At 35.6% G+C, this 15,810-nt stretch carries 16 protein-coding genes; 1 reads left to right on the forward strand and 15 read right to left on the reverse strand.

What is annotated here, in order from left to right; translation table 11 throughout:
• Positions 1-66: 66 nt before the first annotated feature.
• Positions 67-1,599, reverse strand: coding sequence for an amino acid permease (locus BT999_RS03305; protein ID WP_072696348.1), 1,533 nt, complete (start codon positions 1,597-1,599; stop codon positions 67-69).
• A 426-nt stretch (positions 1,600-2,025) separates the two neighbouring features.
• Here BT999_RS03305 and BT999_RS03310 point away from each other — a divergent pair, with 426 nt between their 5' ends.
• Entirely contained in the window at positions 2,026-2,220 is a 195-nt protein-coding gene (locus tag BT999_RS03310; RefSeq protein WP_072696349.1) for a hypothetical protein, read from the forward strand.
• Positions 2,221-2,311: 91 nt separating this feature from the next.
• Here the strand turns inward: BT999_RS03310 and BT999_RS03315 are convergent, their stop codons facing one another.
• The 14 genes from BT999_RS03315 to BT999_RS03380 form a co-directional block, all read right to left on the reverse strand.
• Complete coding sequence (locus BT999_RS03315; protein WP_072696350.1) at positions 2,312-4,558, reverse strand: ATP-binding protein; 2,247 nt, start codon at positions 4,556-4,558, stop codon at positions 2,312-2,314.
• Positions 4,559-4,707: 149 nt separating this feature from the next.
• Positions 4,708-6,336 carry an endolytic transglycosylase MltG gene (mltG, locus tag BT999_RS12645; protein WP_072696351.1) on the reverse strand — a complete coding sequence of 543 codons (1,629 nt, stop codon included), beginning with the start codon at positions 6,334-6,336 and terminating at the stop codon, positions 4,708-4,710.
• Positions 6,333-6,761, reverse strand: coding sequence for a Holliday junction resolvase RuvX (gene ruvX / locus BT999_RS03325; RefSeq protein WP_072696352.1), 429 nt, complete (start codon positions 6,759-6,761; stop codon positions 6,333-6,335). The genes mltG and ruvX overlap by 4 nt, the downstream gene beginning before the upstream one ends.
• Positions 6,762-6,815: 54 nt before the next feature.
• Positions 6,816-7,778: a bifunctional riboflavin kinase/FAD synthetase gene (locus BT999_RS03330; protein WP_084650573.1), complete on the reverse strand. Its 963-nt coding sequence runs from the start codon at positions 7,776-7,778 to the stop codon at positions 6,816-6,818.
• Between the two features lie 90 nt (positions 7,779-7,868).
• Complete coding sequence (locus BT999_RS03335; protein ID WP_072696353.1) at positions 7,869-8,537, reverse strand: HAD family hydrolase; 669 nt, start codon at positions 8,535-8,537, stop codon at positions 7,869-7,871.
• Positions 8,537-9,577 (reverse strand): hypothetical protein, encoded by a 1,041-nt coding sequence (locus tag BT999_RS03340; RefSeq protein WP_072696354.1) that lies wholly within the window; start codon positions 9,575-9,577, stop codon positions 8,537-8,539. The genes BT999_RS03335 and BT999_RS03340 overlap by 1 nt, the downstream gene beginning before the upstream one ends.
• Positions 9,578-9,613: 36 nt before the next feature.
• A complete protein-coding gene (locus BT999_RS03345) occupies positions 9,614-10,342 on the reverse strand; it encodes an amino acid ABC transporter permease (RefSeq protein ID WP_072696646.1) in 729 nt (242 codons plus the stop codon).
• Between the two features lie 149 nt (positions 10,343-10,491).
• On the reverse strand, positions 10,492-11,286 hold the full coding sequence (locus BT999_RS03350; RefSeq protein ID WP_072696647.1) for an amino acid ABC transporter ATP-binding protein: 795 nt from the start codon (positions 11,284-11,286) through the stop codon (positions 10,492-10,494).
• A gap of 48 nt (positions 11,287-11,334) precedes the next feature.
• A complete protein-coding gene (locus BT999_RS03355) occupies positions 11,335-12,111 on the reverse strand; it encodes an amino acid ABC transporter permease (RefSeq protein WP_072696355.1) in 777 nt (258 codons plus the stop codon).
• A gap of 167 nt (positions 12,112-12,278) precedes the next feature.
• Positions 12,279-13,085 (reverse strand): ABC transporter substrate-binding protein, encoded by an 807-nt coding sequence (locus BT999_RS03360; protein ID WP_072696356.1) that lies wholly within the window; start codon positions 13,083-13,085, stop codon positions 12,279-12,281.
• 138 nt (positions 13,086-13,223) lie between these two features.
• The gene (locus BT999_RS03365; RefSeq protein ID WP_072696357.1) at positions 13,224-14,087 is read right to left on the reverse strand and encodes a J domain-containing protein; all 864 of its coding nucleotides are present in this window, start codon (positions 14,085-14,087) and stop codon (positions 13,224-13,226) included.
• Positions 14,088-14,128: 41 nt separating this feature from the next.
• Positions 14,129-14,578: a YkgJ family cysteine cluster protein gene (locus BT999_RS03370; RefSeq protein ID WP_072696358.1), complete on the reverse strand. Its 450-nt coding sequence runs from the start codon at positions 14,576-14,578 to the stop codon at positions 14,129-14,131.
• A 27-nt stretch (positions 14,579-14,605) separates the two neighbouring features.
• A complete protein-coding gene (locus BT999_RS03375) occupies positions 14,606-15,016 on the reverse strand; it encodes a CoA-binding protein (protein ID WP_072696359.1) in 411 nt (136 codons plus the stop codon).
• An 88-nt stretch (positions 15,017-15,104) separates the two neighbouring features.
• Positions 15,105-15,797, reverse strand: a complete 693-nt coding sequence (locus tag BT999_RS03380) for a 16S rRNA (guanine(527)-N(7))-methyltransferase RsmG (protein ID WP_084650574.1) — start codon at positions 15,795-15,797, stop codon at positions 15,105-15,107.
• Positions 15,798-15,810: the final 13 nt, after the last annotated feature.

A 15,810-nucleotide genomic window follows, 5' to 3' on the forward strand; every position in this document is an offset into this window, starting at 1 on the left:
ATGTTTATTTTACAAATTATCACAACATATTTTCACGATAAAAACTATTCACAATAAATATTATACCTATTGCAAGCGAATAAGCCCTGTTGCTATACTATAAATAGCCACGACAGCACCTACGACAATCACGCCAAAGGTAGCTTTTTCAAATGCAGTGGCAAAAATAGGAAGCTTTTGTTCTTGTCTCGCTTTAAAGAACAACAATGAAGTCGGGGCATAAATTAAAGCCGCCAATAAAATGTATTTCATTCCACCTGAATAAAGCATTAAAGCAGAATAAAAAGTAGCAATACAAGCTATAATCAAGTCTTTGTTTCTGTTTTCAGGGTTAATATTATAAGTTTCAGCAGTAGAAGCAAGCTTAACACCATAAGCGGCTACCAAAAAGTATGGAATAAGGCTTAAAGCACTAGTTAATTCTAAAGCCAAAGTAAAGGCATCAGCAACAAAATAAGTAAGGATTAAAAACCCTTGGATAAAAATATTGGTTAACCAAAGAGCTGCGGCAGGCACTTGATTTTCATTTTCTCTAGTTAAAGCGGCGGGAAAAACCTTGCTTTTAGCGGCTGAAAACAATACTTCGGCAGCAAGCAAAGTCCAAGATAAATAAGCACCTAACACAGAAATAATAAGACCAACGCTAATAAAAATAGCTCCCCAAGCTCCCACCATCCGCTCTAAAACAAGAGCCATAGAAGGTTGGCGTAAACCGGCTAACTCAGCACGAGTCATAACTCCATAAGAAAGCAAGGTAATTAAAACGAAGGTTAAAAGCACGCCTAAAAATCCTAAAACAGTCGCAACACCGACGTCTTTTCTGTCTTTAGCATAACGTGAATATACGCTCGCACCCTCAATACCTAAGAATACAAAAACAGTAACCAACATTGTGCCGCGGACCTGAGAAAACAAAGATTCAGTAGGTGTAGCAACCGCTTCTCGTATTAGCTCAGCTTCCGCATGACCAAGATGACCATAGTCATTAAGGTGTAGTAACAAATCATCAGACGGAGTAATAGCAGCAGCAAAATATCCTAAAAAGTTGTCGGAAAAAATCCCTGTTTTAAAATTAAACAAAGCGACTAATAAGAATATACCAATTGGCACTATTTTAGCGATAGTAGCAATAGTGTTAATGGTTGCGGCTTCTTTTACACCCCTTAAAATAAGAACATGAAAACCCCAAAGAATCATTGAAGAAATAACAACAGCAGTAACAGTATTGCCATCTCCAAAAATATCAGGAAAAAAACCACCGAGCGTAGATTTAATTAAAACAAAGTATGAAACGTTACCTACGCAACTTCCCGCCCAAAAGCCAAGAGCAGCGGCAAAGCCCATATAGTTTCCAAACCCGGCTTGAGCATAAGAAAACACCCCGGAGTCAAGGTCTGGTTTTCTTTGAGCTAAAGTTTGGAATACAAAAGCCAGCATCAACATACCGGTACCGGCGATTGTCCAAGCAATTAATGCCCCGGCAACACCGGTAGCTCTGGCAAAAGTAGCAGGCAAAGAGAAAACACCCGCACCAATCATAGAACCAACAACTAACGCAATTAAAGCGTTTAATGAAAGTTTTTGAGCTGATGAACTCATAAATACACCTCTTTTTTATAGTAACTACAACAAAATATTCACTTAGCCTATTTCAATTAAAAAATTCAGATCAACAGAAAAATTTAGTTAAAAACCTTATCACAGATACGCAACTTATTATTAACTACAAAGAATATATAAGATACTTTTAAAGATATAATACTCTTAATAAAGAGTTACGTCAATATAGTATAATAGAAAATTAAGTATAACACAACAAAAGAAGCAGAAATATATATTATGCATTATATAAAATCAGATGTTATAGCACAACAAAAAGCTATTATAAACATAAAAAATAATATTACTCTCTCAACACAGATATTGACTACTATATTTTAGTGTATACTATTTAATAATACAAAGGTTCAAACTCTCATAGACAAACTAATAAACAAACATAAAAAACTCAAAAAGAGGTATCATATGAACGAAAAATTAAACCTTACCGTAAAAATGAATAGTGGTTGTTGCAAAACAGTTAGCACCGTGATTAACGAAGATAAAGACCCGGAGATTGCTACAATAGATATGGGTTCGGGAAAAATTACCTACGGTCCCAACAATCCACAAGAAGAAGAAAAATTAAAACAAGCAAAAGAAAAAATTAAAAATAAATAAAAAAAGACCCCCTGTGAAAAATCATTAGGGGGTTATCTTTTTATATTTTTTATATCAACTATTATATTTACATATACTTTTTACAAAAGCACTATTTTGCCTTTAACAACCAAGTCATAAGAACAGACTGCAATTCACTCACATTAATTGGTTTGGTAATATGATTATTCATACCTGCCAAAAGGCTCTTGTCTCTATCACCCGACATGGCGTTTGCCGTCATGGCAATAATCGGCATTTTCTTCGCCCACGGAACCTCTAAGGCTCTGATATTTTGAGTTGCCTCAAGCCCGTCCATAATCGGCATCTGAATATCCATCAAAACAAGGTCAAATTCTTTTTCACGACAAAGTTCAACCGCTTCAGCTCCATTATTAGCTACATCAGGGTAAATATTAATTAGCCCGTGAAGCAACTCAGAAGCGATTTCTTGGTTAACCTCGTTATCTTCAACCAAAAGTATTCTTGCTTGTTCTATCAATATACACTCTGATTCATCAGTACAGACTTTAACCTGTTCTAATGGTTCAGCATTTTCTTTAAACTCTAAGATAACGGTAAAATAAAACGTACTGCCTACTCCAACCGTACTATCAACCCAAATTTTACCATGCATGAGTTCAACAAGCAACTTTGAAATAGCAAGCCCAAGGCCGGTTCCACCAAAACGTCTGGTGGTTGATCCGTCTTCTTGAGTAAAGGCTTCAAAAATATGCTCCAAACTATCAGCTTGCATACCTATTCCGGTATCGGAAACAGAAAACTGTAGAGTAACCTTTTGGTTTTCTTCTTTCACTTGTATAACGTGCAAGGTAACAGACCCATTTTCGGTAAATTTAATGGCATTGTTACAAAGGTTGATACAAACTTGAGATAATCTTAGAGAGTCGCCCACAACAATATCAGGGACTTTTTCATCAAGACTGAAAACAAGATCTATTTTTTTATCGCTCGCCTTTAAATCTAACAAATCATAAATAGATTTTAACATGCCGGATAGGCTAAAGGTCGTAAGCTCAAGCTCCATTTTATTGGCTTCAATTTTAGAAAAATCTAAAATATCATTAATAATACCAAGCAAGTTTTGTGCTGCGGTTTGTATTTTTAAAAGACTGTTGCGTTGCGTCAAGTTAGGATTATTTTGCAAAGCGATATAAGTCATACCCAAAATTGCATTCATCGGAGTACGAATTTCATGACTCATACGCGCTAAAAAATCACTCTTGGCTCTAGTTGCCGCCTCAGCCATATAGATCATGTTTTTCAACTGAACAACCATAGAGCTAAAGGCAACACTAACCACGCCTATTTCATCATTTCGCTCAATATTCAGTTTTTCATCCAACTGCCCCGCCCCGACTTTATCAGCATAAGACGCCAGAGACAACAGGTCGCGAACAACCGGCATGGCTATTATATAAATAACAAAACATGCACCCAAGACGGCGATAAACATAACTATCCAACCCAAGCGCTCAATAGAACGCACAGGTTCAAGCAAATGCTCTATATTAACACACTCTAAAGCATAAAAATCAAGATCAGGTAACTTGTAAAAGGCAACCAACTTATTAACGCCCATATCATTTACTTCAACATAACCGGAATCTTGAGAAGTAATTTGTTCTAACCACTTTTTATCTTTATAAACAAAGCTTCCGATTAAACTTTCAGCGGAAGAGGCACGCACCATTCCATCTTTTGAAATGATTACCGAATTAAACCCTTCGTTATAGTTAGAGGCAAAAATATTTTTTGTAGCACGAGAAACATTAATAAAACCGACTATTGCACCATTAAAACCAGCTTCATGTTTCAAGCGACCGGCAACGGCAACCAAAGGCGAACCATTTTTTACTTTACGAAAAGGAAGAGACAACACTACCTGTTCTCCCTTCATCACCTCTTGAAACCATACTTCCTTAGAGACATTAACTTGATTTACGTCTGAACTTTCTGAACTTGAAATAATAAGACCTTGGTCGTTAACCACAAAAAAACTGTCGTAATCATTGCTAAAGCTGACAATACGTTGTAACAACGCGTTTACATACTTAACAAAATCTTCTCTGCTTTTGTGCCATTTAAGGTCATTACTATTTAAAATATATATGAAACTTGGAATATTAACAGCAAAACGTATATCGGTCTTTGCTCGGTTTATTTGAGCCGCCATACTGTTTCCAACGATGGTGGCAGAATGCAAAACTCGCTCACGCCCGGCGGCAATCAAAGTTGATTCGGTTTCTTTAACTACCGTACCTATTGATATAAATAGAGTTAGGGCTACTATTATAATTAGTGGAATAACTAATTTGAGTTTTAAACCTATATGCATACGAAACACCATGTTACACGTTTTATAATCAGCCTGTGAAATAAAAAAAACTTATAGTTTTTTTATACTTTCTATATCCTTATCCATTTTTATCAAATTACTCAACAAATATTTCAAACATACATGCAAAAAATAAAGTTTAAAACCAATCAACGAGTAGTTTGTCTGTATATTTTCACAGCCTTTTTGTGATCATCATAATTCTCGCTAAAAGTATGAGAACCATCAGGTTTACCAGTCGCAACAAAAAATAAATATTTATGTAATTCGGGTTTTAAAGCCGCCTTAATAGACGCAAGCCCCGGAGAACAAATCGGGCCGGGAGGCATTCCGGCATGTTGATATGTATTATATCTATTTTGTGCATCGTTTAATTGTTTTTTGGTGATACTGCCTTGAAAAGAGGGACCAACGCCATAAATAATTGTCGGATCACAATCTAAAGTCATTTTTTTTGCTATTCTGTTCGCATACACACCGGCAACTTTCGGGCGTTCTTCGGCGACTGCGGTTTCTTTTTCTACTAATGACGCCAAGATAATAAGATCATTTAGCTTTTCAACACCAATTGCATTGATAACTTCTTGAATTTCAACGCTCATAGCATTTTTTTCAGGAGTTTTTTCCGGAGTTGAGTTTACAACATTTTTATTTTTATCTTGAAACAATACAGAAGGCGAGATGACTTTCGCCGTGTTATTGCCTCCTGAGGCAAGAGCTGTGGGTTTTTGAGTCGTATTACCAGATAAGATACTAGAATTATTAATAGTTAACGAATTATTATTATCAACCGAGCTTATTGGGCTTATCGGGATTACTGGGGTTGTAGAATTTGTTCCACTGAATTGCCCCTTGGAATAATCAGTGTTTACAAGAAAAATCGCTGTTTCGATTGCTATTTTTTTAGTCATTTCCAAACCAGCTTCTTTATTTTTTTGAGCCACTAGTTCTTTTAATAAAGGCAGATTTTTTTCCCAAAAAGTTTTAATCATTAAAGACGCTAGCTTTTCTGCATCTTCTTTTTTGATTTGAGGTCTTTTTTGCAACAAGTAAGTGCTGGGGAATAAAAAACCTTCCGCTGTTGGAAAAGTAATATAATTTTTATTTAAAAATTGTTTGTCTTGTACTATAGCTATAAAATCAGTGGCATTGGCAAAGCCGGCTTCTTCAACAATCTTTGCAACTTCCCAATAAGGCAGCCCTTCACGAATAACAAGGCGGTGTAAAACAGGTTTCCCATAAATAAGATGGTTCAAAACCTGCTCCGGAGTCCAAGCGCTGTTTACGGCAAACTCGCCTGTTTTTAACAAGCCGCTTTTCTTTTGTATTTGTGCCAACAATTTAAAGCGAAAGGCATCGCTAATAACTTTTTCTTTCAATAGAACTTTTGCTAGTTGATCAAGAGTTGTACCCGGTTCAACAAAGATGCTCACCTCTCTACCTTCTTTTTCAGCAGGAGTAGACATAAAACGCCAAGCATCATAACCAACATAAGCACCAATACACAACAAAATAAATAATATCATTAAAAAAGTGCGAAAGATAAAACGTAAAAAAGCACCTTTCTTTTTAGGTTTTACTTGTGGTCGTTCTTCGGCTTCGCTATTTTTTTTTGCATCATTGGTATCATCGGTATCATCGGTATCATTGGCATTAAGTGTTTGATTTTGTAAGTCGTTTTGCTCTTCCGTCAAACTTTCGTTTTTAACGTTGGCTTTGGTCGCTTCTTTTTCAAAATCATCTTTCGTGATATTTTTTTTATCTTCTTCTGTATTCAAGCTTTTATCCTCCGCTCGCTTGGCAAGCTAAGAAATGAGTTTAAAATTTCAACCGCCGCCGCCTGATCAGAGTATTTATTTCTGTCTTGGCTATATAAACCGGCACTTCTCAAGCTTTGATCGGCGGCAAAACTGCTTAAAGTTTCCGGCATAAAAAAAATGGGTAATTCAACACGTCTTTTAAGACTTTCGGTAAAATTACGCACTTGTTTGGTCGTTAAGTTTTCAACCCCATCATCAGGCACAGGCAAACCGACAACCAAAGCTTCTATTTTATCTTTTGTAATTAAATCTAAAAGTTGAGCAAACAACATATCTTTCGTTGTTTTATGTAAGGTAATTCGGGGAAAAGCAATGTTGCCACCATCATCAGAGGCAGCAACACCTATACGTTTTTGACCGTAGTCAATAGCTAAATATTTCATACTTAAATCTTATATAAGTTAAATTAAAACTTTCTTAGCATAATATAAGTTTATTTAAAATTCAACCAAAGCTTTTTTTAATATAGGACGAGCTTGTTCTATATCGTTTTTTATCTGTGTTACCAAAGCCTCTAGATTAGAAAATTTCTTTTCACCACGTAGATAGCTGACAAAATGCACTCGCAGGGTTTTTCCGTAAAGCTCTTCTGCAAAATCTAAAATATGTACTTCAAGCGAAAGTTCTTTATTATCAAACGAAGGATTATTTCCAAGATTGGCAACAGCTTGAAACAATTTGCCGTTATATTCGACTAAACAAGCATAAACACCTACTTGTGGAAGCAAAAGACCTTGGTGTTTAAGATTGGCAGTCGGAAAACCCAGCAAAGAAGCCCCACGCTTAAAGCCGTGTATAACTTCTCCGTCAACAGCATAAAAACGCCCCATAATTGTTTTAATTTCCGACAAGTTACCTTGTTCCAAACATTCACGAATACGAGTTGAGCTGATTATCGTTTGATTCAGTGAAAAGGCTTCAATTTTTTCAATGCTAAAACCACATTCAAAACCAAGCGTTTCCAGCAAACTAAAATTCCCTCGCCTGTTTTTTCCAAAACTGTAATCATAACCAATAATTAAATGTTTAACCGCACACAGCTGACAAAGGTATTTTTTAACAAACTCTTCAGGTTCAAGGGTTGCAAAAGCTTGATCAAACTTTAAAACCAAAACAAAATCCAAGCCAAGACGGCTTAAATATTCCAATTTAAGTTTGCGTGAATTAATTAAAGCCAAGGCGTTAGAACCAAGGAAATAGTGTAAAGGGTGGGGGTCAAAAGTAATTGCCCCCGAATAAACTCCCAAAAGCTTTGCCTTGTCGTTAACCTTTTGAATTAATGATTTATGTCCAAGGTGAACACCGTCAAAATTGCCGATAGTCAAAACAGATTCAAACTTTTTAGGCAAACATTTTTGTTTATATAATTCAAGTTCGTTACAATTTTCAAAAATTAACATTCACTCTTCCCATTAACCGCTTAAAATATAAAAATAACTTAAAAACGTAAGTTTATAACAACAGGTAAAAAACACTAATCAAACAAATTATTACGAGCTTTGTTTTTCAAAATATCGATCTAAAGCATTGTGTAAAACCGCAAACGAAGGGGTATGCAACACCGCATCAAGAGTTTTGTTATCAAACGCCCAAAACGGAACGCCCGAAGCAAACGCCGCTCCCTGATCTGCCGCAGTATCACCAATCAAAGCAACTTCTTTAGGAGCAAAACCCCATTCTGTAATAATTTTTTTCAAAGGCTCGGGGCTAGGTTTTGGTTCCGCCCGGTCTATTGTCATAATCGGTGAAAAATAACGTGCCATTTTATGACGTTCAAGCAATAAATCAACAGAGTTAGAACGATTTGTTGAAACACCCATTTTTATTTTATATGCACTAAGCAATTCCAAAAAATCATACACATCACTCATAGGCTTTAATAAAGGTACTATATTTTTTCTATAATCAACAGCAATAACAGCAGCTTCCAATTTAGGAAACAAAGATTCCGGCACAAATTTGTTAAAGGCTTCCGGGCTACTGACCATATGGGCATAGCTTTCTTCTTCTTCGGTTAAAGGCTTAAGACCAAGCTCTTCCAAAACCCTGTTATAAAACATTATATTTGAATCTTTAGAATCAAAAAGAACTCCATCACAATCAAAAATAATTCCCTGAATATTTTCAGGATAAAGTTTATAAATTAAATTAGACAACATTATTTTCCCTGACTGCCTTTTTCATCACTTAAAACTATAAAAATACGTTTATCATCTAACCAATGTGTTGCATTTTTTAACTTAGTCAAACTAAAAATTTCCGCCAATGATAATTTTAAAATAGCGATAGAATTTGAGATATTACATAAACTCTCGGGAATCACCAAATTATCTTCTTTTTTAAGTTGTTCAGGGGTAATAAGCGATTTATCCCAAAGACCAACCTCTTTTAAACTGTTGGAAAATTCAATATCTTGAATAACTAAACAAGCTGAATCAGAAACAAAAGGTAAGATATTTGACAATAAAAGTTTCCAGTCGGGTTTGTTTTCTTCGCCTGTTTCAGGACTATTAATCATACCTAAAAAGTTTTGCACTTCAGGTAAATTTTCTGCCATCAAGTGTAATTCCGCAAGGTTTTGTTTGGCTTCGTCTCGTAAACTTTTCTCATCGCTCAAAGTGATTTCTTCCAACTCACCAATAGCACTATTAATTTTTTGACGTGCTTCGCTAAGATGTTGAATTATCTTTTTTATGTCATTCTGAGTTTTTTCGAGAAAACAACTTAAAATCAAAAATTTTTGTGCATTACTTAAAATATCGAGATGTTTTTTGCTTTCTATTGCCTGTTGTAGCTCTGTTTTGCTTTTATTATCGATTGTTCCCAAAGTTCCATCAGACGAGTTTACAAACGCATCAAGCAAGCGCTGTTCTTCTTTTTCTTCAATTGCTTTACGCTCTACATCTTCAGAGATTAAACCCAGAGCAAAAAGTTGTTTGTAGTCGTTTTCAGAATGCGATTTAACGTCTTCCAACGATTTAAAAAACAGCTCTGCTTCTTTAGAATTTAAAAGACAATCAGAAGGAGTCAGCAGGTTTTCAGAAAACCCAAAAATTTGTTTAAGAAAAGATTCTGAAAAATTTGGATTGATCCAATAAAGACCAGAATGCTTTATCGCCTGTTCTGATAAAATATTTTGTCCAAACTTTAAAGCCCCCGGAAAAAGAGAAGATATAACAACAAACTCTTTTTTAGACATAACCCAAACTCCTAATATATTATAAACACAACTGTTTTATTTATTGACCCCAAAACCGGGAATATATAAACGCTTTTCCAAATATTCCAAAATTATTCCCGCAATAGTTACCAAAAGAAGGTAGTAAATTCCGGTAATTAAAAAAACTTCCGTAAAATAATAGGTTCTGGCGGCAAAATTCTTTGCTTCGCCCGTTAATTCCATATAGGTCAAAAGGTACGCCAAAGACGAATATTTAATCAAGTAAATTATCTCATTTCCACAACCCGGTAAAGCACGGCGAAAAGCTTGGGGAATAACAATATTCCAAATTGTTGCCAACTTGCTAAAACCTAAGGCTTCGGCCGCTTTAATTTGCCCTTGTTTAATTGAAATCAAAGCCCCCCTAATATATTCAGAGTGATAAGCCCCGCTACAAAGCACAAAACATAAAATAGCCGCTTGATAAGGCTCTAAATAAATACCAAAATGTGTAATACCTCGACTCGCAAAATAGTCGCCTATCGGGGTTCCGTTAAACATATGAATTAAAAAAGATAAGTTTGTTAACCCAAAATAAAAGATAAAAAGTTGAACCACCAAAGGAACACCACGAAACACAGCCGTATAAGCATTACAAAAAGCCCTTAACCACGGAGAACCAAAAACTCTCGCCGTTCCAAGAGCAACGCCCAATATCAAGCCCAAAACAGCAGAAGGCACTATAATTAAAACACTTTTCAACAATCCACGAGTTAAAGTAGGCAAGAGTTCATGATAAATCATATTCCAATATGCTTTATCCACAGAAAAAAAAGATTCAAGACTAGAAAAAATATTAAACTCGGCAACTGTATTAAAAGAAACAATATTTTTCAATACACCAAAATAACTTATGAAAAAGTCAAAAAAACTAAAATGCGAATAAACTAAACTCACAAAAGTTCCCCTGTTTCTTTTTCTATTGTCTCTATGACCTTTTCTTCTATCAAATCATTTAAACGACAACAAAAATCTTGAGTTCTGGTATTTGCGTTTGGTGCCAAGAGTTCAGCAGGCGACCCCTGTTCTATGATCTTTCCTGCTTCCATAAACAAAATTTGGTCTGCTAAGGCACGGGCAAAATCCATTTGGTGCGTTGCCATAATCATGGTCATTCCGCCCTTAACCAAGTCTTTAATAACCGCCAAAACTTCACCGACTAATTCAGGGTCAAGCGCACTCGTTGGTTCGTCCAATAAAATTACTTTTGGGTCCATCGCCAAAGCCCTAGCTATCGCAACCCTTTGTTTTTGTCCGCCTGATAATTCTGCAGGATAACGCATATAAAAACGAGACAAGCCGACTCGTTCAAGTTCTTCCATCGCTCTATTTTTTGCGGCTGATTTTGAGAAACTCTTTACTTTTATCAAAGCTATGGAAATATTCTCCACCGCAGTCAAATGGTCAAACAAATTAAAGTCTTGAAAGATCATGCCTACTTGTTGGCGTAAAAAATAAACTTCACCGCTGTTTTTTAAGTTTATTTTGTTCCCTTCAAGATAAATCTCACCGACTTCAGGTACTATTAAATAATTAATACATTGTAATAGTGTACTTTTTCCTGCACCTGACGGACCAATTAAAACTTTAAGTTCACCTTTGTTGATAGTTAAAGATACATCATCTAAAATTTTACGCTGATTTAAAGTTTTAGTAATATTGGCAACTCTTAATATTTCTTGGCTCATATTTATATCTTTTGAATTAAAACTGTTCATAACTACCTTTCAAAATATCTAATTAAATCTTAATAAAGTCAGAAATATGTCTTTAGCCAGAATTACTAAATTTATGTCCCAAATAACATAAACAACTAAGCCAGCCCAAAGTAATAATAAAATACATAGCAACAACCAACAGGCATAAGAACTCATATGTTCCAAACGACGTAAAAGAGCAACCCCAATCAAAGTAATAATAAAATAAACAACACCTGCCAAAATGTATATAGGCAGATGTTCTTGAGTTCGAGAAGCTATGGCGTGAGTTTTTGCCATTATTTCAGGGGTTCCGAGAGCGAAAGCAACAGCCGAGTCTTTCAATAAAATTGAATATTCATTAGTCCAAGAGGGAATGGAAATTCTTAAAGCCTGGGGTAAAATAATAGACTTAATCGATTGAAAGTCGCTCATTCCCAAAGCCCGTGCCGCTTTTAGTTGTCCGACCGAAATAGATAACAAAGAACCGCGAAAAATTTGTGATTGATATGCCGCACTGGTAAAACCCAAGACCAAACAAGAAGATGCCAAATTGGAAAGATTTAGTTCAAACAGAGAAAAAAGTCCGAAATAAAACAAATATAATAGAATTAAAACCGGTGTTCCTCGAAAAAACCAAACATATAAACGAATAAAAGGAGAAAGCCATTTTGGACCATAGACGTAAAATATAGCCATAGGCAAGCCTAATAAAAAGCCTACACCCAAAGCCACAAAAACAATAATAATCGTATTGATGCTACCGTTTAAAATAGCGGGAAACACGTCTAATAAAAGTTCATACAAGTCATACATGCTGTTTAAGGCACAAAACCATTTAAAACGACTGCAAAACTAAGTTCCGCGTGTTTGGTTTTGTCAAGTTAAAGTACAAAGTAATGGGAGCTTACGCGAGATACATAAACTCCCATGAAATTAACACATTACAACTAAAAAATAGTATCAAAAAACATTAACTAATCTTAGTTGGCTTTTTTTCCGCTAGCCTTATTGTCGCTAACCGGGGTAACAACACTTGGTTCTGCATTAAAATATTTTTTGTGCAAAGTTACCCAATAAGGGTCTTCCATTAATAATTCGTAACCTTTATTAATGGTTTCAAGAAGTTCTTTATCTTCTTTACGAACGGCAACACCAAACTGATCGGAATTTGTGAATTCTCCAATAATTTTTATAGGCTTTTTAGTACGTTTAATAGCATCTTCGGCAGGAGGGGAATCAATAGCCGCCGCATCAATACGACCGTTTACAACATCTTCGATTGCTAAACCCGGAGAACTATAAAGACGCAATTCATAGTTCCAGTTATTTGCCTTAGCATTTTCTTCAAGCCATTTTGCTTCGTTTGTTCCGGCTTGAACACCAAGTTTTTTCTTGCCTGAACGAATATCATCAGGAGTTAATTTAGAGTTGTTTTTTACAACAAAATATTTTTTAATGGTGTAATAAGGGTTTGAAAAGTTTACTTTTTCTTTTCTTTCATCAGTAATACTCATGCCCGAAGCGACCATATCAATTTTTTTCGCCATCAAACTCGGTACGATTCCGTCCCAATCCATTGGTTTATGAACAACTTTAAAGCCCATTTTGTCGGCAATCCAGTTCATTGCATCAATATCAAAACCTGTTGCTTGGTCATTTTTTTCTATATAGGCAAAAGGCGGATAGTTCGCATCAATACCGTTAACCAACTCTTTTTTCTCAGCAAAAGCCGAAGAGGCAAACGCCATTACTGCCATTACAGACAACAGAACAATCTTTTTCAACATTTCTTTCTCCTAAAATATTTTTAATAAAAACAACTAAATAGAATAAGCAACTTAAAAACTGTCTACTGTTTATAAGTCTAACAAAAAACTTCTTAAGTCGCAAGGCTATATAATAGAGATATACACAAAAAATGCTAACTAGCTATTTTTGTTGTCGGAATCTGAAGAAGTATTACTATTCAAAGCCTGTGGATAAACCTTTAAATATAAATCGCCGGTATATGCTCCGACCTTTTTCCCTAAACCCTTAAGACGTATGGGTTTATCAGGGTTATAATCAGGCGGAAGTACAAGCTCTATGGTTTTAAGTTCCCCTGAAATTCCTTGACGAATTTGAAAACGCAACTTCTGGCCCGGCAATAAAATAGCCGAAGGAATAAATATGTCTTGAGTATCATCAATTTGGCGTTTAAGCCAGCCTTTTAAAGCACCAACAACACCCGTTGTTACTTTTCCAACCGGAGTTTTTTCTAAAGCGGCTCCGATATGTTTACGCCCTTTTTCTTCTTTAAGCTGTTGATATATTTCTTTAAAAACGCTACGGGCAAAAGGGTCTTTTAAGGTTTGTCTAAAAACTTCTTTTTGTTCGGGAGTTTTAAAAGTACTCGTTTTCGGGCGAGAAGTGTTTTGATTAGCTGAGCTATTGTTTGCTTGAGTTTTTTGCGTTGCTTGCGTTGAACTATTTTCGCTTTTGGGCTTTGTTCCTTTATTAAAAACCCTACCATCACCAAAACGTCTTTTTGCCTCAGCATAAGCCTTGCTGGCATCAGCCCTTGCTTTTTCCGTATCCGCATCAGCCTGTGCAAAGCGGTCTTTCGAGTTTGTTTTGGTTAAAATAATATAAGCTTCGTTTAAAAGTTGAAAACGACGTGCCATTTCCGGTTTATCCGGGTGTAAATCAGGGTGCATCTCAAACGCTAAGCGACGATAAGTTTTTTTTACGACTTCCAAACTTGCGTCTTCGCTTAAATTAAATGTAGCAAAAGCTTCTTTGCGATTCATTAATGACCAGCCATTTTACTTAAGATTAACTGTTTATTTTTTTAAAAATCGTCCAAACATAAAGCACAGGCATTTTTTTGCCTGTCTTTCGCCAAAAGCCCTTCTTTCAACAACTCTGCCCTACCTTCTTTCACAAACTCTTCGTGCGTGGCATCTTTGCGAAGCCCCCTACAATAATCTTTTGCGAGTTCAAAACTTTCTTTATCTATCATATTTCCTCTAAAAAAAGGCCAAGCTCTGCAAATATCGGGGCGGGCAATATGTGCATCGCAACCCACACCTTTTTTAAAAAACACACAAAAACCATCTTCCGCTGTTTTAATCTTCCACTTAGCATTATGAAATTCGGCATATTTTGATAAAAAAGTTTTTTCATCAAGTCTAAAGTGTTCAGCTATACGCTTTAAGTCTTTTTCAGACAAAACAATACCGCCACTACCCTCACAACAAATACCACAGAGTTTACATTCAAAAACGCTACGCTTATCCAATCAAAACCTCTAATTATTATCTTTAATTTAAGCCAGTAAACGTGCATGGTCGACCATTATACAACTATCTTCCACTACCTTAACACCGTGAGCCGCCAAAAGTTTACCTGCTTCCATATTGCTTATTCCCTGTTGCATCCAAAAAACTTTTGGTAAAGGCGTTAACCTTAAAGCCTCTTGTGCATGAGCAAGACAATATTCAGACGCACGAAACAAATTAACGATATCAATTGGTTCTTGAATTTCATTCAGATTACGATAAGTTTTTAAATCCCAAACATTTTCACGCACGGGGTGCACAGGAAAAACCCTAAACCCCGCTTGAATAAGATAACGCCCGACGTTATCAACAGGTTGCCCCGCCTTATCTTTAGCACCTATAATTGCAATATTTTTGCTCTGTAAAAACAAATTTTTTAATGTTTCATCAAACAACATAAAGCTCTCTCTATTCGTTCTTTAAAAAGAATACAAAAAATCTCGGTTTTAAATTATATACTTTAGTTTATTAAAAGGCAATCAGGACTTAATTTAAACTTAACGCCCAGAAATAACGTTTATTTTCTAAAATTTTATATTCAAATTGAGATAATAAAGTCCAACCTTCCAAGCTTTGCCCTGCCGGATCATTAGATAAAACGATTACTATTCCGTTTTTTTTCAATTGATTTTTCACCAAATTTAATAACGCTGGGTAAGGCATAAACGCCCGACTCAAAATTAAATCAGCCTTACGCCCTTTAAAAAAAGTTTCCGCCTTGCCTTTAAATACAAAAGTAGAAGGTAAAGGGCAGGCAGACAAAAAAGCCTGCATAAACAAAACCCGTTTTGTTCTCGGTTCAATCAAATAATAAGTTCCGTCTTGCCAAAGCATACGCAAAGGGATACCGGGAAGCCCTGCTCCCGCACCTAAGTCCCAAGTTTCAATTTGTTTTGTTGGCAATATTTTTTGTTTTTGAAGTTCGGAAAGGAAAGTTGCCAGATAAAAACTATCTGTAATTAAATAGCTAAGCATATCTTGCCAGTTATTTTTTCCGACTAAGTTTGTTACTTTATTCCAAGCCGACAAAAAGTTAAGATAACTCGCCAGGGCGGTTAACCGTTCAGCTTTTAAAGAAAAACCAAAAGTTTTGCAAAGTGTATCAAGCTCATTTTTATCAACAAGTTCTTTGATTTCAACACTTTCACTAAAATCAACGTTATCATTTGGTTTAAACATTAAAAACACCTTT

The organism is Desulfovibrio litoralis DSM 11393 (genome assembly GCF_900143255.1).
GTDB classification, from domain to species: Bacteria; Desulfobacterota; Desulfovibrionia; order Desulfovibrionales; family Desulfovibrionaceae; genus Frigididesulfovibrio_A; species Frigididesulfovibrio_A litoralis.

Coding starts and splice junctions, on each gene's coding strand:
- BT999_RS03305 (WP_072696348.1), bottom strand. CDS start 1,599: ATGAGTTCATCAGCTCAAAAACTTTCATTAAACGCTTTAATTGCGTTA.
- BT999_RS03310 (WP_072696349.1), top strand. CDS start 2,026: ATGAACGAAAAATTAAACCTTACCGTAAAAATGAATAGTGGTTGTTGC.
- BT999_RS03315 (WP_072696350.1), bottom strand. CDS start 4,558: ATGCATATAGGTTTAAAACTCAAATTAGTTATTCCACTAATTATAATA.
- ruvX (WP_072696352.1), bottom strand. CDS start 6,761: ATGAAATATTTAGCTATTGACTACGGTCAAAAACGTATAGGTGTTGCT.
- BT999_RS03330 (WP_084650573.1), bottom strand. CDS start 7,778: ATGTTAATTTTTGAAAATTGTAACGAACTTGAATTATATAAACAAAAA.
- BT999_RS03335 (WP_072696353.1), bottom strand. CDS start 8,537: ATGTTGTCTAATTTAATTTATAAACTTTATCCTGAAAATATTCAGGGA.
- BT999_RS03340 (WP_072696354.1), bottom strand. CDS start 9,577: ATGTCTAAAAAAGAGTTTGTTGTTATATCTTCTCTTTTTCCGGGGGCT.
- BT999_RS03345 (WP_072696646.1), bottom strand. CDS start 10,342: ATGATTTATCATGAACTCTTGCCTACTTTAACTCGTGGATTGTTGAAA.
- BT999_RS03350 (WP_072696647.1), bottom strand. CDS start 11,286: ATGAGCCAAGAAATATTAAGAGTTGCCAATATTACTAAAACTTTAAAT.
- BT999_RS03355 (WP_072696355.1), bottom strand. CDS start 12,111: ATGTATGACTTGTATGAACTTTTATTAGACGTGTTTCCCGCTATTTTA.
- BT999_RS03360 (WP_072696356.1), bottom strand. CDS start 13,085: ATGTTGAAAAAGATTGTTCTGTTGTCTGTAATGGCAGTAATGGCGTTT.
- BT999_RS03365 (WP_072696357.1), bottom strand. CDS start 14,087: ATGAATCGCAAAGAAGCTTTTGCTACATTTAATTTAAGCGAAGACGCA.
- BT999_RS03375 (WP_072696359.1), bottom strand. CDS start 15,016: ATGTTGTTTGATGAAACATTAAAAAATTTGTTTTTACAGAGCAAAAAT.
- BT999_RS03380 (WP_084650574.1), bottom strand. CDS start 15,797: ATGTTTAAACCAAATGATAACGTTGATTTTAGTGAAAGTGTTGAAATC.